Below are 24,228 nucleotides of genomic sequence, written 5' to 3'. Positions count from 1 at the left end.
GCGGCGCTCGGTCTCACCCCACCGCATATGCTGCGGCGTACGCCAGGCAGGTCAGTTATCGCTGGTAACGTTGCTTTTGCGCCGTGGAATACCCAGGCGCTGACGGCGTTCCCACAGGCACTTGCGGCTGACGCCAAGCTTGCGTGCCAGCTCGGTCTCGGTCATGTGGTCCTGGTGTTCGAGCACGAAGTGCTGGAAGTAGTCTTCCAGCGACAGGTCTTCGGTCGGCTCGTGGCTGGCATTTGCAGCACTGGCTGCAACCAGGGCGTTGTTGAGGATCTCGTCCTCCTCCAGGTCGCCCAGTTCAATGTCGATGCCCAGCAGGTCGGCCGAAATTTCTGCGCTCTCGCTAAGAATCACCGCACGCTCCACGGCGTTTTCCAGCTCTCGCACGTTACCTGGCCAGCTGTAATGGCGAATGGCTTGCTCGGCCTCGGCCGAGAAGTGCAGGTCGTCGCGACCGATACGCGCGCGTTGGCGGGCGAGGAAGGCGCTGGCGATCTCGTTCACGTCACTGCCGCGCTCGCGCAGGGCAGGCAGTTTCAGGGCGATGACGTGCAGGCGATAGTAAAGGTCTTCGCGGAACTGGCCGGCCTTGGCCAGGTTCTTCAGGTCGCGGTGGGTCGCGGCGATCAGGCGCACATCGACCTTTTGCGACTGCACCGACCCCACCCGGCGAATCTCGCCTTCCTGCAGTACACGCAGTAGACGGGCCTGGGCTTCCAGTGGCAGTTCACCGATTTCGTCAAGGAACAGCGTGCCACCGTCGGCGGCCTCTACCAGGCCCGCACGCCCGGCGCTGGCACCGGTGAACGCACCTTTCTCGTGGCCGAACAGTTCGGACTCGATCAAGGTCTCGGGGATGGCCGCGCAGTTCACCGAGATCATCGGTGCCTTGGCCCGGCGTGACAGGTTGTGCAGGGCGCGGGCCACCAGCTCTTTACCGGTACCCGACTCACCCTGGATCAGCACATTGGAGTCGGTGGGCGCCACCTTGCGGATCTTGCTGTACATGTCCTGCATGGGCGGGCATGAACCGATGATGCCGATTTCGCCATTGGCCGCAGCCGCGCTGCCTTTGTCGGCCGCGGCGGCCTTGCCGTTGGTGGCGCGTGGCTCGGCAGCCAGTGCGGCGGCCGGAGCGTTCTGCCGGTCGCGCAGAATACGCGCCACGGCCTGCAGCATCTCGTCGTGGTCGAAGGGCTTGGCGATGTAGTCCACCGCGCCCATTTTCATCGAGTCCACCGCCGAGCGCAGGCTGGCGTAGCTGGTCATGATCAGCACCGGGGTACCTTGGCCGAGCTTGATCAGCTCGGTGCCGGGCGCACCTGGCAGGCGCAGGTCGCTGACGATGAGGTCGAAGGTGGCAATGCTGAAGCGTTCCTGGGCTTCCTGCACCGAGCCGGCTTCGCTGACCTGGTACTGGTTCCGCTCGAGCAGGCGACGCAAGGCCGAGCGGATGATGGTTTCGTCTTCGACGATCAGAATGTGCGGCATTGATTCAATTCTCTCGACGGTCTCGAATTTCAGGGGACGTCGCTACGACATGCCGGGGCAGGGTCACGCGGATCCGGGTGCCACGTTGCCGTTCGATATCGGCCGGGCTGTCGATGGTGATTTGCCCATAATGCTCTTCCACGATGGAATAGACCAGAGCGAGCCCCAGTCCGGTTCCTTCGCCCGGGTCTTTGGTGGTGAAGAAGGGTTCGAACAGGCGGTCCATGATGCTCTTCGGTATCCCGCTGCCCTCGTCCTCGACGATCAGGTCGACGGTGTGCTCGCTCACTTCGCTGCGCACGCGCACGGCGCTGCCGGGCGGTGAGGCATCGCGGGCGTTGGAGAGCAGGTTGATCAGCACCTGGGCCAGGCGCTGCGGGTCCCCTTCGGCCCAGTGGTCCGGGTCGCAGAGGTTGAAGAACTGTACTTCGAAATTGCGCCGGTTCAACGCCAGCAGACCGATGGCGTCCTGCGCCACTTCGGCCAGGCACACCGGCTCTTCACTGTTCTGGTGGCTGCCGCCGGCATGGGCGAAGCTCATCAGCGACTGGACGATGCGCGATACCCGCTTGGTCTGGTCGAGGATCTGGCTGGACAGCTCGATGATTTCGCCATCACCTTCACGTTCTTCACGAAGGTTTTGCGCCAGGCAGGCGATGCCGGTAATCGGGTTGCCGATTTCGTGGGCTACGCCAGCGGCCAGGCGGCCGATGCTGGCCAGGCGCTCGGAGTGCACCAGCTTGTCTTCCAGTGCCTGGGTTTCGGTCAGGTCTTCCACCAGCAGCACCAGGCCGCTGTTTCCGGGTGCCAGCGGCTCGTCGATGGCGGCCTTGTGCAGGTTCAGCCAGCGCGGCTGGCCGTCCAGCGCCAGGCGCTGCTTGTGCAGGTGCTCGTCGGGCACGTTGATGAAGCCTTGCAGCAGGCCGCGCCAAGGCTCGTCGATGGTGACCAGGCGCGAGCCGACCACATGCTTGGCGGCGATGCCGGTGAGCTCTTCCATGGCCTTGTTCCACATCAGGATTTCCTGGTCCTTGGCCAGCGAGCAGACGCCCATGGGCAGCTCCTGCAGGGTCTGGCGGTGGTAACGGCGCAGGGCATCGAGCTCTGCGGCAAGGCCGGTCAGGCGCGAGTGGTAGTCTTCCAGGCGGCTTTCGATGAAATGGATGTCTTCGGTCACGTAGTTTTCGTTACCGGATTTGTACGGCAGGAAGGTCTCGACCATGTCCTGGGCCACGCTCGGCCCCATCAGCCCGGACAGGTTGGCTTCGATGCGGTCTCGCAGGCGGCGCAGGGCATAAGGGCGGCGCTCGTCGAACGGCAGGTAGAGGTCGCGCAGGGCCTGCTCCACTTCCTTTTGTGCGGCCTTGGCGCCCAGCGGTTTGGCCAGCTGGGTGGCGAATTCCTGGGGCGAGGCTGCGTGCAGCTCGCGGCGCTGCGGACGGCGCACGTTGTCCACCGCACAGGCTTCGGCGGCGCTGACTTCTTCGTTGCTGGCGTTGGTGAACAGCGAGATCAGGGTAAACAGCAGCACGTTGGCCGCCAGCGAGGCAATGGCCGCCATGTGCCAGCTGGTGTCGTCCAGCACATAGATCATGTCCAGCATCGGGATGTAGAAGCCCTGCAGGTTGCCCAGCAGCGGCAGCAGCATGGTCACCATCCACACCAGGGTGCCGGCCAGCAACCCGGCAATGAAGCCGCGGCGGTTGGCGGTGGGCCAGTACAGCACCGACAGCACGCCTGGCAGGAACTGCAGGGTGGCGACGAAGGCGACGATGCCCAGGTTGGCCAGGCTCTGGTGGTTGTTCTGGGTCAGGTAGAACATGAAGCCGGCGGTGATGATGGCAACGATCAGCGCGCGGCGGGTCCACTTCAGCCAGCGGTAGATGTTGCCTTCGGCCGGGGGTTGATACAGCGGCAGTACCAGATGGTTGAGGGCCATGCCCGACAGCGCCAGAGTGGTGACGATGATCAGGCCGCTGGCGGCCGACAAGCCGCCGACGTAGGCCAGCAGTGCCAGTGCCTCGTTGTTGGCGGCAATACCCAGGCCCAGGGTGAAGTACTCGGGGTTGGTGCTGGCGCCCAGGCGCAGGCCGGCCCACAGCACCAGCGGCACGGCCAGGCTCATCAGCAGCAGGAACAGCGGCAGGCCCCAGCTGGCGCTGACCAGTGAGCGCGGGTTGAGGTTTTCGGTGAAGGCCATGTGGTACATGTGCGGCATGACGATGGCCGAGGCGAAGAACACCAGCAGCAGGGTGCGCCATGGCCCTTCCTGCAACGGGGTGTGCAGGGCGGCCAGAGCGGTCTGGTTCTGCAGCAGCCAGACTTCCAGTTCGTGCGGGCCGCCAAATACGCCATAAAGGGCGTAAAGGCCGATGCCGCCCAAGGCCAGCAGCTTGATCACCGATTCGAAGGCGATGGCGAACACCAGCCCTTCGTGTTTCTCACGCGTGGCGATGTGCCGCGAACCGAAGAAGATGGTGAACAGGATGATCAGCGTACAGAAGGCGAATGCCACCCTTGCCTTGACCGGCTCACCGGTGAGGATGCTGATCGAGTCGGCAACCGCCTGGATTTGCAGCGCCAGCAAAGGCAACACGCCAATCAGCATGATGATGGTGGTCAGCGCCCCCGCCCAGGTACTGCGGAAGCGGAACGCCAGCAGGTCGGCCAGGGAGGACAGCTGGTAGGTGCGGGTGATCTTGAGGATCGGGTATAGCAGCACCGGTGCCAGCAGGAACGCGCCGGACACGCCCAGGTAACAGGCAAGGAAGCCGTAGCCGTACTGGTAGGCCAGGCCGACTGAGCCATAGAAGGCCCAGGCACTGGCGTATACGCCCAGCGACAGGGTGTAGGTAAGCGGGTGGCGAATGATCGAGCGCGGGATGACCCCCCGCTCGCTGATCCAGGCCACGCCGAACAGCACCATGAGGTACCCGGCGCTGATCAGGATCATCTGGGTCAGGCTAAAGCTCATCGGCATCTCGTTGGCTCTGCAGGATGAAGGTGACGACGATCAGGATCAGCCAGAGCAGGTAAGGGCGGTACCAGGCTCCGGTCGGTTCGATCCACCAGTCCATGATGGCCGGGGAGAACAGGTAGATCCCCACGACCAGAAGCAGGACCAAACGATAGATGTACATGCTGGCCTCGATGGTTGGGCGCTGCGGGCTTGGACTTATTATTGGCGCAAATGGCTGGGGGGATGCTAGCGGGAATCGGTGAGGTTAGCCAAGAGTTTGAATTTGTTGGGCTTTTGTTTTTGAGAGTTGTTTTGCCTGTGCCCGCGAAGAGGCCGCTAAAGCCTCAGCGCAACTCAGCCTCTGGCACCGTGGTCCGCTGCGCAATCGCCTCCGGCCGCCACTGCTTGCGCGCCACCGCCAGCACTTCAGCCGGTGTTGCCAGCAGTAACTCGGGGTCTGCTTCTTGCCCCAGCGCCCGCAACGCGCGCAGCAACAACGGCGTAGCATGCTCTGCCTGCAACGGCGGCGAGCGGTACGACTTGCCCAGCTTGTGCCCGTCCGGTTGCACGATCAGCGGAATATGCAGGTAGCGCGGCTGTGAAAAGCCCAGCAGCTCTTGCAGGTACAGCTGGCGCGGGGTGTTGTCGAGCAGGTCGGCGCCACGCACGATATCGGTAACACCCTGCCAGGCATCGTCCAGCACCACCGCCAGCTGGTAGGCATACAGCCCGTCACGGCGCTGGATGACAAAGTCGCCCACCTCACGCCCCAGGTGCTGCTGGTACTCACCCTGTACCCGGTCGGTAAAGCGGTAGATCAGCTCGGGCACGCGCAAGCGGATTGCTGCACCTTCACGGGCGTGCCCGGCGTTGCGGCACAGACCCGGGTAAATCCCGTTGTAACCCTCCAGTTGCTTGCGCGAACACGTACAGGCATAAGCCAGGCCCATGTTGAACAGGCGGTCGACCACTGCCGCGTAGGCGTCGTGGCGCTGGCTCTGGAACACAACCTCGCCATCCCATTCCAGGCCGTAACGTTCAAGGGTTTGCAGGATGGCATCGCGGGCGCCGGGCATTTCGCGGGGTGGGTCGGTGTCTTCCATGCGCAGCAGCCAGCGGCCGTTGACGGCGCGGGCATCGAGCCAGGAGGCGAGGGCGGCGACCAGCGAGCCGAAGTGCAGGAAGCCGCTGGGGGTGGGGGCGAAACGCCCGATGTAGCTGGAGTCGGTCATGGTCTGGCTGGGCATATAAATGAATCGGGGCGCATCGAGCGCCCCGTTCAGGTGGAAGAAAGATCAGCCTTTGCCGATCGTTTTTTCCTTTTTCTCGGCGATTTCCTTGCAGTCGAAGCACAGGTCCGCGGTCGGACGGGCTTCCAGGCGGCGCAGGCCGATTTCGATACCGCACGACTCACACCAGCCGTATTCGTCGGCCTTGATCTTGTCGAGGGTCTTGTCGATTTTCTTGATCAGCTTGCGCTCGCGGTCGCGGTTGCGCAGTTCCAGGGCGAACTCTTCTTCCTGGCTGGCGCGGTCGGCCGGGTCGGGGAAGTTGGCTGCTTCGTCCTTCATGTGGTCCACAGTGCGGTCCACGCTGGTCATCAGCTCTTGCTTCCAGGCGCCGAGAAGCTTGGTGAAGTGTTTTTTCATGGGCTCGCCCATGTACTCTTCACCCTTGGTTTCTACGTATGGCTCGACACCGTACATGGTCTGGGCTTTTTGCTTTTCTACGGTGGACATGAATAGACCGCCTCTCACTCATCTGATCCAATGCGCAGGCTGCTCCATCTCCGGCACCCGCCGGCCCTGCGACTGCGAGCCGCCGAACTTACCAGATAGATCGGGGGTGCGCTACCCCGCCTGTTACTGGCAATTGACAGCGGCCTGAGCCGTACGTTCGGTGGCGTGCAGAGGTAGAATCTCCAGTTTAGACCCAATTGAGAGAAGGTCATGGCCCACCCCTACAGTGCGCGCAGTCGCGCCATCGAACCCTTCCATGTCATGGCACTGCTGGCCCGGGCCAACGAGCTGCAGGCGGCCGGGCATGACGTGATCCACCTGGAAATCGGTGAGCCGGACTTCACCACGGCCGCGCCCATCGTCGCGGCCGGCCAGGCGGCACTGGCCGCTGGGCACACCCGCTACACCGCAGCGCGCGGGCTGCCACAACTGCGCGAAGCCATCGCCGGCTTTTATGGCCAGCGGTATGGGCTGAGTATCGACCCGGAGCGCATCCTCATTACCCCGGGTGGCTCAGGCGCATTGCTGCTGGCCAGCAGCCTGTTGGTTGACCCGGGCAAGCACTGGCTGCTGGCCGACCCGGGCTACCCGTGCAACCGCCACTTCCTGCGCCTGGTCGAGGGGGGCGCGCAGTTGGTGCCGGTAGGGCCGGACGTGAATTACCAACTGACAGCCGACCTGGTCGACCGTTACTGGGACAAGGACACGGTGGGCGCTCTGGTCGCTTCGCCGGCCAACCCGACCGGCACCGTGCTGGGGCGTGACGAGCTGGCCAGCCTTGCCAGGGCCACCCATGAGCGTCACGGTCACCTGGTGGTGGATGAGATCTACCATGGCCTTACCTATGGCATGGACGCGCCAAGCGTGCTGGAAGTCGACGACTCGGCGTTCGTTCTGAATAGTTTTTCCAAGTATTTCGGCATGACCGGTTGGCGCCTCGGCTGGCTGGTGGCGCCGCCTGGCGCAGTGGCTGATCTGGAAAAACTGGCGCAGAACCTGTACATCAGCGCACCTAGCATGGCGCAGCATGCTGCTCTGGCATGCTTCCAGCCGGAAACCCTGGCCATTTTTGAAGAACGCCGCGCCGAATTCGCCCGCCGTCGCGACTATCTGTTGCCAGCCCTGCGCGAACTGGGCTTCCGCATTGCCGTCGAGCCACAGGGCGCGTTCTACCTGTATGCCGACATCAGTGCCTTTGGCGGTGATGCGTTCGCCTTCTGTCGGCACTTCCTGGAAACCGAGCACCTGGCCTTCACGCCGGGCCTGGACTTCGGCCGTCACCTGGCCGGCCACCATGTGCGCTTTGCCTACACCCAGAGCCTGCCACGCCTGGAAGAGGCGGTGCAGCGCATTGCCCGTGGCCTGCGGAGCTGGCAAGGCTGATGCGTTTCTCTCCTTCACTTGAACAGGGCAGCCTGCTGCGCCGCTACAAGCGCTTTCTGGCCGATATCGAACTGGCCAATGGTGAACATCTGACCATTCACTGCCCGAACACCGGCTCCATGCTCAACTGCATGCGTGAAGGTGGGCAGGTGTGGTTCAGCCGCTCCACCGACCCCAAGCGCAAGCTGCCGGGTACCTGGGAAATCAGCGAAACGCCGCAGGGGCGGCTGGCCTGTGTGAATACCGGGCGGGCCAATGCGCTGGTCGAGGAGGCGCTGAGGGCAGGCGTGATTGCCGAGCTGGCCGGTTTCACGGCGCTCAAGCGCGAAGTGGCTTACGGCGAGGAAGGCAGCCGGATCGACTTTCGCCTGGAGTTTGACGGCGCGCCCGTGTATGTCGAGGTCAAGAGCGTAACCTTGGGCTACCCCGACAGCACGGTCGCAGCGTTCCCGGATGCGGTAACCCAGCGCGGTGCCAAGCACCTGCGCGAGTTGGCCACGCTGGCCCGGCAGGGCGTACGGGCGGTACAACTGTACTGCGTGAACCTGACCGGTATCGATGCCGTGCGCCCGGCCGAGGAAATCGACGGTGCCTACGCTCAGGCCCTGCGTGCCGCGGTGGCCGACGGCGTTGAGGTACTGGCCTACGGTACCCGCCTGGACGCTGAAGGCATCGTCATCGACCGCCGCTTGCCAGTGCTGCTCAACCCTTGAACCAGATGCCCTGGCTGTCTTCGTGGCAGCCCATGGGCTGAAGTTGCTCTCCTTCACAGGGGCCTGCCACACATTCGCCGCTTTCTATCAGGAACAGCGCACCATGGTGGGCACAGTGGATGAGACTGGCGCTGTCATCGAGAAACGCATCTTCCGCCCAGTTCAGCGGGATGCCGCGGTGTGGGCAACGGTTGCGGTAGAGGAACACCTGGCCTTGGCGACGCACGCCAAACAGTTCGACGCCGTCTACGCTGAAGGCGCGGCTTTGGCCTTCGGCCAGGCCGTGGGAGGTACAAAGGAAGTGCATGGCAAGGACGACTCGTGAAACAGATGATGGCTTGACGCGCCAATGCGAATAATTATCAAATTGCCCGCATTCGCTGCGTCCGGCTACCTATGGTGCGCAGTTCTGCCGCCCGCCACAAGGCGTGTGGTCCGCCTTCAGAAGGAACCCGATGATGCGCCGTCCCGTCGCCTTGCTCGCGCTGTGCGCAAGCCTTGTGCTCTCTACCCAGGCCCTGGCGGCCGAGCTGCCGCAACGCTGGGTCAGCGCCGGAGGTGCACTGAGTGAGTGGATAACTGCGCTGGGCGGTGAAGCGCGGCTGGTGGGGGTTGATACCACCAGCCAGCACCCGGCATCGTTGAAATCACTGCCTAGTGTGGGTTACCAGCGGCAACTGTCGGCGGAAGGCATCCTTAGCCTGCGCCCGGATGTGCTGGTGGGCACCGAAGAAATGGGCCCGCCACCGGTGCTGGCGCAAATCCGCAAGGCGGGTGTGCAGGTGGCGTTGTTTTCCAGCAGGGCCGAGCTGTCGGCGGTGGATGAAAACCTCAAGCACCTGGGCCAGTTGCTTGGCGCCGAGCAGCAAGCGTCGGCGTTGGCGGCCAGTTACCACCAGCAGCTTGAGGATTTGCAGGCCAAGGTCAAGCAGGCCCAGGCAGGGCATAAGGCGCCGGGCGTGCTGCTACTCGTCGGGCATGCCGGCGCCAAGCCGCTGATTGCCGGGCAGGGCACTGCGGGTGACTGGCTGTTGGGCCAGGCGGGTGGGCGTAACCTGGCAGCGCATCAGGGTTACAAGAATTTCTCCAACGAAGCACTGGCCGCGCTGGACCCGGATGTGATCGTGTTCTCCGACCGGGCGCTGGCCGATGAGCAGGCCTTGCAGGCGCTGCTGAAAGAAAACCCCGCGCTGGCGGCGTCCCGTGCCGTGCGTGAGAAGCGCCTTGTATCGCTTGACCCAACATTGCTGGTCGGCGGTCTTGGGCCACGCCTGCCGGCTACCTTGCAGTCGCTGGCTGCCAACTTCTACCCGGCGGCCAAGGCCAGCTTTGCACAATGAAGCAGCGGGTACAGCCACGTACGTTGTTCATTTGCCTGAGCCTGTTGTGCCTGTTGGCGGTCTGGCTGTCGTTGGCCTTGGGGCCGGTCAGCTTGCCGCTGTTCGACACCCTGCGTGCCGGCCTGCGCCTGCTGGGGCTGCCGATTGCGGCTGACGGCCTGCAACAGGCCGAGATGATCCTGGGCCAGATCCGTCTGCCGCGTACCCTGTTGGGGTTGGCGGTGGGCGCGGTGCTGGCGCTGTCCGGTGTGGCCATGCAGGGGCTGTTCCGTAACCCGTTGGCCGACCCAGGGCTGGTGGGGGTGGCCGCCGGGGCTGCGATGGGGGCTGCGGTCGCCATTGTCGGCGGTGCCTGGTTTGGCGGCATGCCGGAGGCCTTCGCGCCCTATTTGCTGTCCTTTTGCGCGTTTGTCGGGGGGCTTGGGGTAACCGCGCTGGTTTACCGCCTGGGGCGGCGCGATGGGCAGACCAACGTGGCCACGATGCTGCTGGCCGGTGTGGCCATGACCGCGCTGGGCGGCGCGGCGGTGGGGCTGTTCTCTTACCTGGCCGACGACGCTACCCTGCGCACACTGACGTTCTGGAACCTCGGCAGTCTGAACGGTGCCAGCTACGAGCGGCTGTGGCCGTTGCTGCTGGTGGCCGCGGGTGTGGCGGTGTGGTTGCCACGCCGGGCCAAGGCGCTGAATGCGCTGTTGTTGGGTGAGTCGGAGGCACGCCTCCTGGGCGTTGATGTCGAGCGGCTCAAGCGTGAGCTGGTGTTCTGCACGGCGCTGGGGGTGGGGGCAGCGGTGGCTGCCGCCGGGCTGATCGGTTTCATCGGCCTGGTGGTACCACACCTGGTGCGCTTGCTGGCCGGGCCTGATCACCGGGTGGTGCTGCCGGCTTCGTTGCTGGCGGGCGGCGTGCTGATGCTGTTCGCCGACCTGGCTGCGCGGCTGCTGCTGGCGCCTGCCGAGTTGCCGATCGGTATCGTCACGGCCTTTATCGGTGCGCCGTTCTTTCTGTTCCTGCTGATACGAGGGCGCAGCTGATGTTGCAAGTGGAAGGGCTGCACCTGCGGCGGGGCAGCAACGAGGTGCTTCACGACATTCACCTGCAACTGAGCCCGGGGCAGGTTGTGGGTGTGCTAGGCCCTAACGGTGCCGGCAAAAGCAGCCTGTTGGGGGTGTTGTGTGGCGAACTGGCACCGGACCGTGGGCAGGTAACGCTACAGGGACGGCCATTGGCTGACTGGGGTGGGCAGGAGCGTGCCAGGCGCCTGGCGGTGCTGCCGCAGGTGTCCAGCCTGGGCTTCTCGTTCCGGGTCGAAGAGGTTGTGAGCATGGGGCGTATGCCGCATGGCACCGGGCAGCGGCGCGATGCAGAAATTGTCGAGGCGGCCTTGCAGGCTGCAGATGCCTGGCATCTGGTGGATCGCAGTTACCTGGCCTTATCGGGAGGTGAGCGGCAGCGAGTGCACCTGGCTCGCGTGCTGGCGCAGTTGTGGCCGGGCGAAGAGGGCACCACGCTGCTGCTCGACGAGCCGACCTCAATGCTCGACCCGCTGCACCAGCACACAACGCTGGAGTCTGTACGCCGCTTCGCCGACCGTGGCGCCGCAGTGCTGGTGATCCTGCACGACTTGAACCTGGCGGCGCGTTACTGTGACCGTATCCTGCTGCTGGAACAGGGGCGCTGCCATGCCTTTGCCACGCCCGAGGCGGTGTTGACTCCCGCAGCGTTGAAAGCGGTATACGGTATTGACGTGCTGGTGCAGGCGCACCCGGAGCGTGGGCATCCACTGATCATCACCCGCTAGGAGGCATTGCCGATGCGTCATCTGCTGCTGTCTGGTCTCATGCTATGCCTGATGCTGTCACTGGGTGGCTGCCAGGCCAGCTTGCCGCCATTACCCGCCTGGCAGAGCAGTGAAGGGCGCACGCATGCCGAGTTGGGGCACATCATCGACCTTGCCAGTGGTCAGGTGATCAGCCCTGAGCAGCTGGTGCAGCGCTTGGCAGAGGCTCCCCGAGTCATGGTGGGCGAGAAGCACGACAACCCCGATCATCATGCGCTGCAGCTTTGGCTGCTACGCGCTTTGCACGCTCGGCGCGCGCAAGGCAGCCTCTTGCTGGAAATGCTGCAGCCCGAGCAGCAACCGCTGGTCGACAAGGTGCAGGCGCATGCTTTGCCGGCAGACTTGCCCAAGGCCCTGGCGTGGCAAGAGGGTTGGGACTGGACGTTGTACGGGCCGATCGTGCGTGAGGCCTTGCAGCAGCGCGTGCCGCTGCTGGCGGCCAACCTGTCGCCTGGCGAGATGCGTCAGGCTTATCGGCAGCCCGCTTTGTTAAAGGGTGATAAGTCCAATGCGCCTGCGGTAAAGGCTGCGTTGCTGGAGCAAGTGCGCGCTGGGCACTGCGGGATGCTGCCTGAAAGCCAGTTGCCAGCGATGCTGGCCGTGCAGCAACAGCGCGACCGGCGCATGGCCGAGCGCTTGCTGGCGGCACCGCAGCCGGCGTTGCTGTTCGCAGGGGCCTACCACGCGCGCAAGGACTTGGGCGTGCCGTTGCATCTGGCTGATCTGGGCGCATCGGGGGGGAGCAAGGTCCTGCTGCTTACCGAGGTGGGCGAGCAGGTTGAGCCAGGCGAGGCGGATTACATGTGGTACACGGCGGCGATGCCGGAGCAGGACTATTGCGCGCAGTTTCGTCAGTAATGTGAGCGGTGACCGGGTCAAGCCAGGCGACACAAACCTATAGGCAAAAAAAGACCCGGCAAATTGCCGGGTCAATAACCGTGATTAGCCTGATGAGGAGATAATCTGAGAGTCCGAACCAGGGGCTCTTAGCTTATCCAACCAGTCTCGCGACCAGTTGTGATAATCATAACAATTCTCATTTAGCGGTCAATCCCCTTTTCACGATTATTTTGGATTTTTTTGCGAAGGGTTCTTCGCGTCGAGTTGTTGGTTGAGGGCTTCTTTGCGTTCGAGCGGCAAATCGTTCCAGTGCATGTCCAGCAGGGCGCCTTCAATGGCGTACAACAGCACCTTTGATGCGCGAAACCCTCGTGTCTTCACGGCCTGGTATGCACCCACCGCGCCCAGGCGGCGCAGATCCGATGCACTGTGGATGCCGGCTGCGTGCAGCCACTGCGCAGAGGTCTTGCCAAGGTTCTTCAGATGCTGCAATTCATCGTTCATCGAGCCTCCTTGCGATGGCTGAACGGGTCTGGGGGATAAATCGCGAGCAGGTCAGAGAGGAGTGTAGCGGGGGTTGGGAAATGCGCGGCCTTTTGCCATCGGAGGTGACGAGATGCCTTGAGGAGCCTGTGCCGGCCTCTTCGCGGGTAAACCCGCGAAGAGGCCGGCACAGGAGAGCGGCGAACTTAAAGCCCAGGCAAGCGCTGGCGAATCTGCTCGATCACCTGGTCCATGCTGCCGGCGGTCTGGGTATCGACCTGGGTGCTTTGCCCAAGCTCCTGCGCATCCAGCGGCTCACGGCTGGCCTGTTGGGCCTTGACCACTTCCAGCGTGGCATCCGACGGGTCGCTGTTCTGCGCCTGGCGCTGCTCCAGCCAGCTGGCGATGACCGCATCCGGGGCGTGGCAGTCGAGAATCAGGAATGGCACACCGGTCTGGCTGGCAACGTCGGCCGCAGCCTGGCGCTGCCCACGCTTGAGGTAGGTGGCATCCAGTACCACCGGGAAACCGGCACGCAGCACGGTTGCCGCCACTTCGTGCAGGCGCTGGTAGGTCGCTGCATTGGCGTCCTGGCCATAGATGCCAGTGCTCAGCTGGCCAGCGTCGGCCTGCTGTTGTTCGCCGAACAGGCGCTTGCGCTCGACATCAGAGCGCACGCGAATGGCGCCCAAGGCCTCCACCAGGCGCATTGCTACATGGCTCTTGCCCACTGCCGAAACGCCGTGGGTGATGGCCAGGAGGCGCGAAGGAATGGCGCTGTAGCTTTCTGCTAGGTTGGCGTAGTTGCGGTAGGTGCGCAGGGTGGTGGCCCGTTGCACGCCATCGGCATTGGCCGGCATGCTGAACAGCGCGACTTTGGCCCGTACCAGGGCGCGGTAGGCTTTGTAGAAGTTGAGCACTTCCAGGCCTTCATAATCGCCTGTCAGCTCCAGGTACTGGCTGATGAAGCGTCGTGCCAGGCACTTGAGGCCGCGATCTTCCAGGTCCATGGCAAGGAAGCCGGTGTCGGCCCAGACATCGGTCTTGCGGAACGGTTCGTTGAACTCGATGCAGTCGAAGATCACCACCTGGCCATTGATCAGGGTGGCGTTGCCTAGATGGATGTCGCCATGGCACTCGCGGGTGAAACCATTGGCCTTGCGCGAGGCGAAAAGGCCTTGCAGTCGCTCGAAACTGCTCCGTGCCCAAGCCTGCAGGTTGTCCAGTTGCTGAAGGTCCGCCTTCTCGGTCAGGAATGGGCGGATCTGCTCGAAGTTCTGCTCGACCGGAGCCATGACGCTTTCAGGCGAACCGAAGGGCTGCTCGGCAGGTACCTTGGGGGTCTGCAGGTGGAACTCGGCGATTTGCCGGGCCATCTGGTCGATGTGCGCGGCATTCAGTTCGCCGTTGGCCTGCAGGGTGCTGAGCATCTGCCCCTGGGGGAACTGGCGCATTTTCAGGGCGTATTCGATGGCCTCGCCTTCGCCACCGATCTGCGGCGCATCGACGCTGCCGGTGACCGGCAGTACTTCCAGGTACAGGCCGTCGGTCATGCGCTGGTTCAGGCGCAACTCTTCGTTACAGAAATGCTGGCGCTGGTCCAGGCTGGTGAAGTCGAGGAAGCCGAAGTTCATAGGCTTCTTGATCTTGTAGGCGTACTCGCCGGTGAGCAGCACCCAGGAGATATGCGTCTCGATGAGCTGGAACCCATCCACAGGGTGAGGGTACAGGGCTGGGTTCTGCAACGCAGTGATAAGGGCTTGGCTCACGGGAAATCCATCCGGGGCAGGGAATTCGAATGCGCCATTATGGTCAATGGTGCCGTCCCTGCCTACCGCCGGGCCGTCTGCCCAGCCTTTATAAAGTGCGTATAATCCGCCGCCATGACCCGAACCCGAAATCCCCGTACCCCTCCGAAACGCCCGACCGGCCGCTCCCGCGCCTGGCTGGGCTGGGCTTTGAAGCTCAGCCTGGTAGGCCTGGTGATCGTTGCCGGCTTCGCGGTTTACCTCGATGCCGTTGTGCAGGAGAAGTTCTCCGGCAAGCGCTGGACCATCCCGGCCAAGGTGTATGCCCGGCCACTGGAGTTGTTCACCGGCCAGAAACTGAGCAAGAACGACTTCCTCACCGAACTCGATGCGCTCGGCTACCGCCGTGAGAGCGCGGCCAACGGCCCGGGTGCCGCGGCGATCAACGGTAATACCGTCGACCTCAATACCCGTGGCTTCCAGTTCTACGAGGGCATGGAGCCGGCGCAGTTCGTGCGCGTGCGCTTCTCGGGCGATTACGTGGCGGGCCTTTCCGGTGCCAACGGCAAGGCATTGGATGTGGTGCGCCTGGAGCCGCTGATGATTGGCGGTATCTACCCGAAAAACCTTGAAGACCGCATCCTGATCAAGATCGACCAGGTGCCCAAGTACCTGCTCGAAACCCTGGTGGCGACCGAAGACCGCGACTTCTACAGCCACTTTGGCGTGTCGCCCAAGTCCATCGCCCGGGCCATGTGGGTCAATACCTCCTCCGGCTCGATGCGCCAGGGTGGCAGTACCCTGACCCAGCAGTTGGTGAAAAACTTCTACCTCAGCAGCGAGCGCAGCCTCAGCCGCAAGCTGACCGAGGCGATGATGGCCATGCTGCTTGAGTTGCACTACGACAAGCGTGAGATTCTCGAGGCCTACCTCAACGAAGTGTTCGTCGGTCAGGATGGCCAGCGTGCTGTGCATGGCTTCGGCCTGGCTAGCCAGTTCTTCTTCAGCCAGCCGCTGTCGGAGCTGAAACTGCACCAGATCGCCTTGCTGGTGGGCATGGTCAAAGGCCCGTCCTACTACAACCCGCGACGTTACCCCGACCGCGCCCTGGCGCGCCGCAACTTGGTGCTCGACCTTGTGGCCGAGCAGGGCGTGGCCAGCCAGGCGGAAGTCGATGCAGCGAAGAAGATGCCGCTGGGTGTGACCAAGCGTGGCAGCCTGGCTGACAGCTCGTTCCCGGCCTTCCTCGACCTGGTCAAGCGCCAGTTGCGCCAGGACTACCGCGACGAAGACTTGACCGAGGAAGGGCTGCGTATCTTCACCAGCTTCGACCCGATCCTGCAGATGAAGGCCGAAACCTCGATGAGCGAGACCTTCAAGCGCCTGGCGGGGCGCAAGGGTGCTGACGAGGTGGAGTCGGCAATGGTCGTGACCAACCCGGAAACCGGTGAAGTCCAGGCCCTGATCGGCAGCCGCCAGGCAGGCTTCGCCGGTTTCAACCGTGCCATCGACGCTGTGCGCCCGATCGGTTCGCTGGTCAAGCCGTCGGTGTACCTGACGGCGCTGGAACAGCCGAGCAAGTACACCCTGACCAGCTGGGTGCAGGACGAGCCATTCTCGGTCAAAGGTGCCGACGGCCAGGTCTGGCGCCCGCAAAACTATGACCGCCGCCCGCACGGGACCATCTACCTGTATCAGGGGTTGGCCAACTCGTACAACTTGTCGACTGCCAAGCTCGGTCTGGAAGTGGGCGTGCCCAACGTGATCAAGACCATCGGCCGTCTGGGAGTGAATGTCGACTGGCCAGCCTTCCCGGCCATGCTGCTGGGGGCCGGCGGCATGTCGCCGATGCAGGTTGCGACCATGTACCAGACCATCGCCAATGGCGGCTTCAATACACCGATGCGCGGTATCCGCAGCGTGCTCACTGCCGAAGGCGAGCCGCTCAAGCGCTACCCGTTCCAGATCCAGCAAACCTTCGACCCGGGCGCCATCTATCTGGTGCAGAACGCCATGCAGCGGGTGATGCGTGAAGGTACCGGCCGATCGGTGTACAACACCCTGCCGCGCTCGCTGACCCTGGCGGGCAAGACCGGTACCAGTAACGACTCGCGCGACAGCTGGTTCTCCGGCTTCAGCCAGGACCTGCTGGCCGTGGTGTGGATGGGCCGTGACGATAACGGCAAAACGCCATTTACCGGTGCCACCGGTGCCCTGCAGGTCTGGACCAGCTTCATGAAGAAGGCCGACCCGCTGCCGCTGGACATGCCGCAGCCGGACAACGTGGTGCAGGCCTGGATTGACCCGTACACAGGTCATGGGTCTGATGCCAGCTGTCCGGGAGCGGTGCAGATGCCGTATATTCGCGGGAGTGAACCGCCCGCCGGCGCGACCTGTGGCGGCGAGCAGAATCCAGCAGAGTCGGTCATGGACTGGGTCAAAGGCTGGATGAATTAAGCACAGGCTGCATTGATGAGGTGTGACGTGAACAAGTGGCTGTTTCCTGCCGTGACGGCGTTGGCTGTGCTCCAGGGGTGCTCTAGCGTCCCGCGCGGTAATATTCCGGTGGTCGATTCGAGCACTCGCGTGTCCAACAGTGAGCGCGTTACAGCCAACCGCTCGGCGGGTGGCTATAACACGGGCACCGCGCAAGCGCAGACGTTGCCCGAAGACTCCGGCGTGACCGTGATGATCCCGCAGGGCGCTGGCGCTTCTGGCATCCAGACGTTCCCGGCTGCCAATGGCGCGGCGCCGATCAGCACCTCGCCAATCACGCCGGGCCCGATTACCTCTGGCCCTGTCAGTTCAGCGCCGATGACCACCAACCCCAACCCGATTGCCGACGAACCGTTCGACATCGCGGCAATGAACAGCACCCCGGCAAGCACCAGCGCGCCAACCGGCATTCCGCGTAGCAGCATTCCTGCGGGTGGCCTGTCGGCCGACGAGCAACTGGACGGTCCGGTGCTGGCACTGCTGACCACCGCGCAGACCCAGCAGGGCAGTGGTGACTTCAACGGCGCTGCTTCGAGCCTGGAGCGCGCACAGCGCATTGCACCGCGTGAGCCGCAAGTGCTGTATCGCTTGGCTCAGGTACGCCTGTCGCAAGGTGATGCGGCGCAGGCCGAGCAGTTGGCGCGTCGAGGCCTGACTTACGCGAACGGCCGCCCAAGCCTGCAGGCCGAGCTGTGGAACACCATCGCCCAGGCCCGCGAAAAACAAGGTGACAGCGCTGGCGCAGCACTGGCCCGGCAAAAGGCACGGGTCAATTCGTGATGATTGAGCAACGTATTCTGGATATTGCCGACCACCTGTTGCTGATCGAGCGTGAACTGGTGGTGCAAGGCTGGTGGGATGACGAGCCACCCAGCGACGAGGCACTGGCCAGTACCGTGCCGTTCGCGGTCGATACCCTCAGCTTCGAGCAGTGGCTGCAATGGATCTTCCTGCCGCGGATGAAGATTATTATCGAGCTGGGCCAGCCGTTGCCCAGCGCCTCCAGCATCCTGGTCATGGCCGAGACCGTGTTTACCGACCGCCCGGAGCAAAGTCGTGAGCTGCGCCGTCTGTTGGCAGCATTTGACCAATTGATCGCTCCTTCCGCCTGATTTCTTCAGTTTTTCCTTCAAGGGCCGCAGATTGTGGCCCTTTTTTATGGAAATCTTATTTATTCTGCTGCTGAAGCGATTGTTAGTGGTGGCAGGAATTCATCTTGGGGAAAAATTGGCAATAATTTTTCTTGACATGTTGGCGCCGAATCACAAGAATCCAACTTCCGCTGTAGAGGGACTGCCAGAAGCAGACCCGCTAAGCAGATCATGAGGTGCACACCCGCGCCGACCTGTTACACCCCGCAACGCGTTACCTCGCGCTGGGTGGGAAAACCCCGCAACACTCTGGGGTGCTCCCAATACTTGCTCAGTCAGTGCTGACGTTTTCGCTCATGCTCTGCTTGGCAGTAAACCTATTAAGACCCGTCCACTAGGGACGGTATTCTGGCGTTTTAGAGGTGAACAACGTGGAGCTTTTATCTGGCGCTGAGATGGTCGTCCGCTTTTTGCGTGACGAAGGCGTTAAGCACATCTACGGGTACCCTGGTGGTGCTCTCCTGCATGTTTACGACGCGCTGTTCAAAGAACCGGAAGTGGAACACATCCTGGTTCGTCACGAGCAGGCGGCAACCCATATGGCGGACGGCTACGCCCGCGCCACCGGCAAGGCCGGTGTGGTGCTGGTCACCTCCGGCCCGGGCGCGACCAATGCCATTACCGGCATTGCCACCGCCTACATGGACTCCATTCCGATGGTCATCCTGTCCGGCCAGGTGCCTAGCACCATGGTGGGTACCGATGCCTTCCAGGAAACCGACATGATCGGTATCTCGCGGCCGATCGTGAAGCACAGCTTCATGATCAAGAACCCGACCGAGATCCCGGAAGTTCTGAAAAAAGCGTTCTACCTGGCGCAATCCGGTCGCCCAGGTCCAGTCGTGGTCGACATTCCAAAAGACATGACCAACCCGGCTGAGAAGTTCGAATACGTCTACCCGAAAAAGGTCAAGCTGCGCTCCTACAGCCCGGCGGTCCGTGGCCACTCCGGCCAGATCCGTAAGGCTGCCGAAATGCTGCTGGCGGCCAAGCGCCCGATCGTCTACTCCGGTGGTGGCGTGATCCTCGGCGGTGGCTCCGAAGCGCTGACCGAAATCGCCAAGTCGCTGAACCTGCCGGTCACCAATACCCTGATGGGCCTCGGTGGCTTCCCGGGTACCGACCGCCAGTTCCTCGGCATGCTCGGCATGCACGGTAGCTACACCGCCAACATGGCCATGCACAATGCCGACGTGATCCTTGCCGTGGGCGCGCGTTTTGACGACCGCGTTGTAAACGGCCCGGCCAAGTTCTGCCCGAACGCCAAGATCATCCACATCGACATCGACCCGGCGTCGATTTCCAAGATGATCAAGGCCGACGTGCCAATTGTCGGCCCGGTCGACAGCGTGCTCAGCGAAATGCTCGGCATCCTCAAGGAAATCGGCGAGCAGCCTGACAAGGTTGCGCTGGATGCCTGGTGGAAGCAGATCGACGAATGGCGTGGCAATGGCGAGCTGTTCCCTTACGACAAGGGCGACGGCAACGTCATCAAACCGCAGAAAGTCATCGAGACCCTGTGCGAAGTGACCCATGGCGATGCCTTCGTCACCTCCGACGTGGGCCAGCACCAGATGTTCGCGGCGCAGTACTACCGCTTCAACAAGCCGAACCGCTGGATCAACTCCGGTGGCCTGGGCACCATGGGCTTCGGCTTCCCGGCGGCGATGGGCGTCAAGCTCAACTTCCCGGACCAGGACGTTGCCTGCGTGACTGGCGAAGGCAGCATCCAGATGAACATCCAGGAGCTGTCCACCTGCATGCAGTACGGCCTGCCGGTGAAGATCGTCAACCTGAACAACGGTGTGTTGGGCATGGTCCGCCAGTGGCAGGACATGGCCTACAACGGTCGTCACTCGCACTCGTACGTCGAATCGCTGCCTGACTTCATCAAGCTGGCCGAGGCCTATGGCCATGTGGGCATCCGCATCACCAGCCTGAAGGACCTCAAGCCGAAGCTGGAAGAAGCGTTTGCGATGAAGGACCGCCTGGTGTTCATCGACATCGCGGTTGACCGCAGTGAGCACGTCTATCCGATGCAGATCAAGGATGGCTCGATGCGTGACATGTGGCTGAGCAAGACGGAGCGTACCTGATATGCGGCACATCATTTCCCTGCTGCTGGAAAACGAACCCGGTGCTCTGTCCCGCGTGGTCGGCCTGTTCTCCCAGCGCAACTACAACATTGAAAGCCTGACCGTGGCGCCGACCGAAGACCCGACCCTGTCGCGTCTGACGCTGACCACCGTTGGCCATGACGAAGTGATCGAGCAGATCACCAAGAACCTGAACAAGCTGGTCGAAGTGGTCAAGCTTGTCGACCTGTCGGAAAGCGCTCACATCGAGCGTGAACTGATGCTGGTCAAGGTCAAGGCCACCGGTGCCCAGCGCGCCGAGATCAAGCGCACCACGGATATCTTCCGTGGCCAGATCGTCGATGTGACCGCCAGCGTGTACACCGTACAGCTGAGCGGTACCAGCGACAAACTGGACAGCTTCATCCAGGCGATCGGCACTGCATCGATTCTCGAAACCGTGCGCAGCGGCGTTACCGGCATTGCCCGCGGCGACAAAGTGCTCAGCATCTAAATTCAAAAATTAGCGATGGCTCCGCAGGGGCCGAGATATAATCAGGGGTATTTTCATGAAAGTTTTCTACGATAAAGACTGCGACCTTTCCATCATCCAGGGCAAGAAAGTCGCCATCATCGGTTATGGCTCCCAGGGCCACGCTCAGGCGTGCAACCTGAAGGACTCCGGTGTAGACGTTACCGTCGGTCTGCGTAAAGGTTCGGCTACCGTTGCCAAGGCTGAAGCCCACGGCCTGAAAGTTGCTGACGTTGCTACCGCTGTCGCTGCGGCTGACCTGGTGATGATCCTGACCCCGGACGAGTTCCAGGGCGCGCTGTACAAGAACGAGATCGAGCCGAACATCAAGAAGGGCGCTACCCTGGCCTTCTCCCACGGCTTCTCGATCCACTATAACCAGGTTGTTCCGCGTGCCGACCTCGACGTGATCATGATCGCGCCGAAGGCCCCGGGCCACACCGTTCGCTCCGAGTTCGTCAAAGGCGGCGGTATCCCTGACCTGATCGCTATCTACCAGGACGCTTCGGGCAACGCCAAGAACGTCGCCCTGTCCTACGCTTCGGGCGTTGGCGGTGGCCGTACCGGCATCATCGAAACCACCTTCAAGGACGAGACCGAAACCGACCTGTTCGGTGAGCAGGCTGTTCTGTGCGGCGGTACCGTCGAGCTGGTCAAAGCCGGTTTCGAAACCCTGGTCGAAGCTGGCTACGCGCCAGAAATGGCCTACTTCGAGTGCTTGCACGAGCTGAAGCTGATCGTTGACCTCATGTACGAAGGCGGCATCGCCAACATGAACTACTCGATCTCCAACAACGCCGAATATGGTGAGTACGTCACTGGCCCGGAAGTCATCAACGAAGAATCCCGCAAGGCCATGCGCAACGCCCTGAAGCGCATCCAGGACGGCGAATACGCGAAGATGTTCATCTCCGAAGGTGCTACCAACTACCCATCGATGACCGCCAAGCGCCGCAACAACGCCGCTCACGGCATCGAAATCATCGGCGAGCAACTGCGTTCGATGATGCCGTGGATCTCGGCTAACAAAATCGTCGACAAGACCAAGAACTAAGTCTTATCGAAAGATTAAAAACGCGGCTTCGGCCGCGTTTTTTCGTTCTGGCAGTCCGCTTCTGGTATAAAGCAGACCGGTGGCCTGCCGTTAGAACCTGTTTCGCAGGCCCGTGTCGAACATTTTCCATCCTGTTGCAAGGTACCCTCCATGAGCGAACGTCCCGAAGAGCCGAACAAGCCCTCCGACGCCGAAAGCCTGCTACCTGTCGATGAGCACGTTGAAGAAGGGCATGACGCCGAAGGGCGCAAGGTGCGTCACCGCGGCATCTACCTGCTGCCCAATCTGTTTACCACCGCCAACCTGTTTGCCGGTTTCTATTCCATCATCAGCTCGATGAGCGCGCAGAGCGCCCTGAGTGCCGGTGACCCGCGTGAGGCGAGCAAGTACTTCGCCTTTGCCGCCATCGCCATCTTCGTGGCCATGGTGCTCGACGGCCTGGATGGCCGCGTTGCGCGCATGACCAATACCCAGAGTGCCTTCGGCGCCGAGTACGACTCGCTGTCGGACATGGTTGCCTTCGGCGTGGCCCCGGCCTTGCTGGCCTTCGGCTGGGCGCTGGGTGACATGGGCAAGGTCGGCTGGATGGTCGCCTTCATCTATGTGGCCGGTGCAGCACTGCGCCTGGCACGCTTCAATACCCAGGTCGGCACCGCCGACAAGCGCTACTTCATTGGCCTGGCCAGCCCGGCTGCGGCAGGTGTGGTGGCGGGTACCGTGTGGGCGTTCAGCGACTACGGCATCCAGGGCTCCAAGCTGTCGTTCCTGGTGGCGCTGTTGGTAGCGGCTGCCGGCATGCTGATGGTCAGTAACATCAAGTACAACAGCTTCAAGGAGCTGGACCTCAAAGGTCGCGTACCGTTCGTGGCCATCCTGGCGGTGGTGCTGGTGTTTGCCGTGGTGTTCAGCGACCCACCGCGCATCCTGCTGCTGATCTTCCTCGCCTATGCTGCATCGGGGCCGATCCAGTTCCTGTTGAAGGCGCGCCGGCGCAAAGCGTAAAAATCGCTTAATGCTGGAATAACCCTCCGGCTCCATAGTCTTACTGGTACATCCGTTATCCAGTGCTATGGAGCCGCCCATGCTCATCAAGCTTCCCAGGTCTTCCGAGTGCAAGGCGTCGGAGATCACCCCCGAAGGCATCTACCTTTCCCGTCGCACCCTGCTGGGGGGCTCGTTGGCCGGCCTGGCGCTGGGTGCATTGCCGCGCATGGGGCTGGCGGCAGAGCCCAGTCGATATGCCGATGTCGAGGCAGGCAAGGCGCCAGGCTGGTTCAGTGACAAGCTTTCTTCTGCTCACTGGCAAGCTGTGACGGTGCCGGGGGAGGCGATCACGCCTTTCAAGGATGCCACCCACTACAACAACTTCTATGAGTTCGGCCCCGACAAGGCCGACCCGGCGGCTAATGGCGACAGCCTGCAGACCGAGCCGTGGTCGGTTGTAGTGGATGGTGAGGTCGGTAAGCCAGGCCGCTATGCGCTGGAAGACTTCGTTAAACCCTATCAGCTTGAAGAGCGCATCTACCGGTTGCGTTGCGTCGAAGCCTGGTCGATGGTCATTCCCTGGTTGGGCATTCCCTTGGCGCAGGTGCTCAAGCAGGTCGAACCGACTTCGAAGGCGCGCTACGTTCGCTTCGAGACATTGAAAGACCCGCAGCATATGCCGGGGCAGCGCTCCGGGTTCGCCCTGATCGACTGGCCTTATAGAGAGGGGTTGCGACTGGATGAGGCAATGCACCCGCTGGCGATCCTCGCGGTGGGCATGTACGGGCGGGTGTTGCCCAACCAGAATGGTGCGCCGTTGCGGTTGGTGGTGCCCTGGAAGTATGGCTTCAAGAGTGTCAAGTCGATCGTGCGCATCAGCCTGGTGGCTGAACAGCCCGGCACCACTTGGCAAGGGTTGGCACCGGATGAGTATGGCTTTTATGCCAACGTGAACCCGACGGTCGACCACCCGCGCTGGACCCAGGCGCGTGAGCGGCGGTTGCCCAGCGGGTTGTTCAGCCCCAATGTGCGCGAAACACAAATGTTCAATGGCTACGCTGATGAAGTGGCTTCACTGTACAGCGGGCTAGATCTACGGAAGAACTATTGATGCGCTATCCCTGGTTTCGCCTGGCCATCTTCGTTGTGGGGTGCCTGGTCCCGGCGTGGTGGTTGTATGAGGCGGCGATGAATCTGCTGGGGCCGGACCCCGGCAAGATCATGATGGATCGTCTTGGGCTCGGGGCGCTCACCTTCCTGCTAGTGACCTTGAGCATGACCCCGCTACAGAGGCTGACAGGCTGGTCGGGCTGGGTCGTGGTGCGTCGGCAGCTGGGGCTCTGGGTGTTTGCTTACATCGCGCTGCACATCCTGGCCTACCTGTTCTTTATTCT

Annotated in this window: 22 protein-coding genes and 1 pseudogene; 15 read left to right on the top strand and 8 right to left on the bottom strand. The window is 62.6% G+C overall.

What is annotated here, in order from left to right; translation table 11 throughout:
* Positions 1-51: 51 nt before the first annotated feature.
* The 5 genes from APH36_RS09555 to dksA form a co-directional block, all read right to left on the bottom strand.
* Positions 52-1,497 (bottom strand): sigma-54 dependent transcriptional regulator, encoded by a 1,446-nt coding sequence (locus APH36_RS09555; RefSeq protein ID WP_060498429.1) that lies wholly within the window; start codon positions 1,495-1,497, stop codon positions 52-54.
* Positions 1,498-1,501: 4 nt separating this feature from the next.
* Positions 1,502-4,477, bottom strand: a complete 2,976-nt coding sequence (locus APH36_RS09550; RefSeq protein ID WP_164525092.1) for a sensor histidine kinase — start codon at positions 4,475-4,477, stop codon at positions 1,502-1,504.
* Complete coding sequence (locus tag APH36_RS31595) at positions 4,461-4,637, bottom strand: hypothetical protein (RefSeq protein WP_003250005.1); 177 nt, start codon at positions 4,635-4,637, stop codon at positions 4,461-4,463. Before APH36_RS31595 ends, APH36_RS09550 begins: the two co-directional genes overlap by 17 nt.
* 163 nt (positions 4,638-4,800) lie before the next feature.
* Positions 4,801-5,688 (bottom strand): tRNA glutamyl-Q(34) synthetase GluQRS, encoded by an 888-nt coding sequence (gene gluQRS / locus APH36_RS09540; RefSeq protein ID WP_060498431.1) that lies wholly within the window; start codon positions 5,686-5,688, stop codon positions 4,801-4,803.
* A 63-nt stretch (positions 5,689-5,751) separates the two neighbouring features.
* Positions 5,752-6,195, bottom strand: a complete 444-nt coding sequence (dksA, locus tag APH36_RS09535) for an RNA polymerase-binding protein DksA (RefSeq protein ID WP_060498427.1) — start codon at positions 6,193-6,195, stop codon at positions 5,752-5,754.
* A 210-nt stretch (positions 6,196-6,405) separates the two neighbouring features.
* Here dksA and APH36_RS09530 point away from each other — a divergent pair, with 210 nt between their 5' ends.
* The gene (locus APH36_RS09530; protein WP_060498426.1) at positions 6,406-7,578 is read left to right on the top strand and encodes a pyridoxal phosphate-dependent aminotransferase; all 1,173 of its coding nucleotides are present in this window, start codon (positions 6,406-6,408) and stop codon (positions 7,576-7,578) included.
* Positions 7,578-8,291 (top strand): DNA/RNA nuclease SfsA, encoded by a 714-nt coding sequence (gene sfsA, locus APH36_RS09525; RefSeq protein ID WP_060498425.1) that lies wholly within the window; start codon positions 7,578-7,580, stop codon positions 8,289-8,291. The genes APH36_RS09530 and sfsA overlap by 1 nt, the downstream gene beginning before the upstream one ends.
* On the opposite strand, the gene APH36_RS09520 is transcribed toward sfsA, so the two are convergent.
* Entirely contained in the window at positions 8,281-8,598 is a 318-nt protein-coding gene (locus APH36_RS09520; RefSeq protein ID WP_060498424.1) for a Rieske (2Fe-2S) protein, read from the bottom strand. The genes sfsA and APH36_RS09520 overlap by 11 nt on opposite strands.
* 148 nt (positions 8,599-8,746) lie before the next feature.
* Here APH36_RS09520 and APH36_RS09515 point away from each other — a divergent pair, with 148 nt between their 5' ends.
* The 4 genes from APH36_RS09515 to APH36_RS09500 are packed head-to-tail and all read left to right on the top strand — an operon-like array spanning position 8,747 to position 12,329.
* The gene (locus APH36_RS09515; RefSeq protein ID WP_060498423.1) at positions 8,747-9,631 is read left to right on the top strand and encodes a hemin ABC transporter substrate-binding protein; all 885 of its coding nucleotides are present in this window, start codon (positions 8,747-8,749) and stop codon (positions 9,629-9,631) included.
* 50 nt (positions 9,632-9,681) lie between these two features.
* Positions 9,682-10,665 (top strand): iron ABC transporter permease, encoded by a 984-nt coding sequence (locus APH36_RS09510; protein ID WP_177337095.1) that lies wholly within the window; start codon positions 9,682-9,684, stop codon positions 10,663-10,665.
* The gene (locus APH36_RS09505; RefSeq protein WP_028699679.1) at positions 10,665-11,432 is read left to right on the top strand and encodes a heme ABC transporter ATP-binding protein; all 768 of its coding nucleotides are present in this window, start codon (positions 10,665-10,667) and stop codon (positions 11,430-11,432) included. Before APH36_RS09510 ends, APH36_RS09505 begins: the two co-directional genes overlap by 1 nt.
* A 12-nt stretch (positions 11,433-11,444) precedes the next feature.
* A complete protein-coding gene (locus APH36_RS09500; protein ID WP_060498421.1) occupies positions 11,445-12,329 on the top strand; it encodes a ChaN family lipoprotein in 885 nt (294 codons plus the stop codon).
* Between the two features lie 207 nt (positions 12,330-12,536).
* Here APH36_RS09500 and APH36_RS09495 read toward each other — a convergent pair whose 3' ends face one another.
* Complete coding sequence (locus APH36_RS09495) at positions 12,537-12,815, bottom strand: TfoX/Sxy family protein (protein WP_060498420.1); 279 nt, start codon at positions 12,813-12,815, stop codon at positions 12,537-12,539.
* A 185-nt stretch (positions 12,816-13,000) separates the two neighbouring features.
* A complete protein-coding gene (locus tag APH36_RS09490) occupies positions 13,001-14,563 on the bottom strand; it encodes a bifunctional aminoglycoside phosphotransferase/ATP-binding protein (protein ID WP_060498419.1) in 1,563 nt (520 codons plus the stop codon).
* Positions 14,564-14,677: 114 nt separating this feature from the next.
* Here APH36_RS09490 and mrcB point away from each other — a divergent pair, with 114 nt between their 5' ends.
* The 9 genes and pseudogenes from mrcB to APH36_RS09445 all read left to right on the top strand — a co-directional run.
* A complete protein-coding gene (gene mrcB, locus APH36_RS09485; protein WP_060498418.1) occupies positions 14,678-16,999 on the top strand; it encodes a penicillin-binding protein 1B in 2,322 nt (773 codons plus the stop codon).
* 15 nt (positions 17,000-17,014) lie between these two features.
* Positions 17,015-17,818, top strand: coding sequence for a tetratricopeptide repeat protein (locus APH36_RS09480; RefSeq protein ID WP_060498417.1), 804 nt, complete (start codon positions 17,015-17,017; stop codon positions 17,816-17,818).
* Entirely contained in the window at positions 17,818-18,150 is a 333-nt protein-coding gene (locus tag APH36_RS09475; RefSeq protein WP_060498416.1) for a YqcC family protein, read from the top strand. The genes APH36_RS09480 and APH36_RS09475 overlap by 1 nt, the downstream gene beginning before the upstream one ends.
* Positions 18,151-18,560: 410 nt before the next feature.
* Complete coding sequence (locus tag APH36_RS09470) at positions 18,561-20,285, top strand: acetolactate synthase 3 large subunit (protein ID WP_060498430.1); 1,725 nt, start codon at positions 18,561-18,563, stop codon at positions 20,283-20,285.
* A gap of 1 nt (position 20,286) precedes the next feature.
* Entirely contained in the window at positions 20,287-20,778 is a 492-nt protein-coding gene (gene ilvN, locus APH36_RS09465; protein ID WP_003250040.1) for an acetolactate synthase small subunit, read from the top strand.
* 55 nt (positions 20,779-20,833) lie between these two features.
* Entirely contained in the window at positions 20,834-21,850 is a 1,017-nt protein-coding gene (ilvC, locus tag APH36_RS09460) for a ketol-acid reductoisomerase (RefSeq protein ID WP_003250043.1), read from the top strand.
* A 150-nt stretch (positions 21,851-22,000) separates the two neighbouring features.
* Entirely contained in the window at positions 22,001-22,852 is an 852-nt protein-coding gene (gene pssA / locus APH36_RS09455) for a CDP-diacylglycerol--serine O-phosphatidyltransferase (RefSeq protein ID WP_003250045.1), read from the top strand.
* A gap of 79 nt (positions 22,853-22,931) precedes the next feature.
* Complete coding sequence (gene msrP, locus APH36_RS09450) at positions 22,932-23,945, top strand: protein-methionine-sulfoxide reductase catalytic subunit MsrP (protein ID WP_060498415.1); 1,014 nt, start codon at positions 22,932-22,934, stop codon at positions 23,943-23,945.
* Positions 23,945-24,228: pseudogene (locus APH36_RS09445) on the top strand (sulfoxide reductase heme-binding subunit YedZ); the annotation flags it as partial. The gene msrP and the pseudogene APH36_RS09445, both read left to right, overlap by 1 nt.

Source organism: Pseudomonas sp. NBRC 111133 (assembly GCF_001320605.1).
Lineage (GTDB): Bacteria > Pseudomonadota > Gammaproteobacteria > Pseudomonadales > Pseudomonadaceae > Aquipseudomonas > Aquipseudomonas monteilii.
The sequence above is the reverse complement of the archived record's forward strand: the minus strand, read 5'-3'. Positions and strand labels throughout refer to the sequence as shown.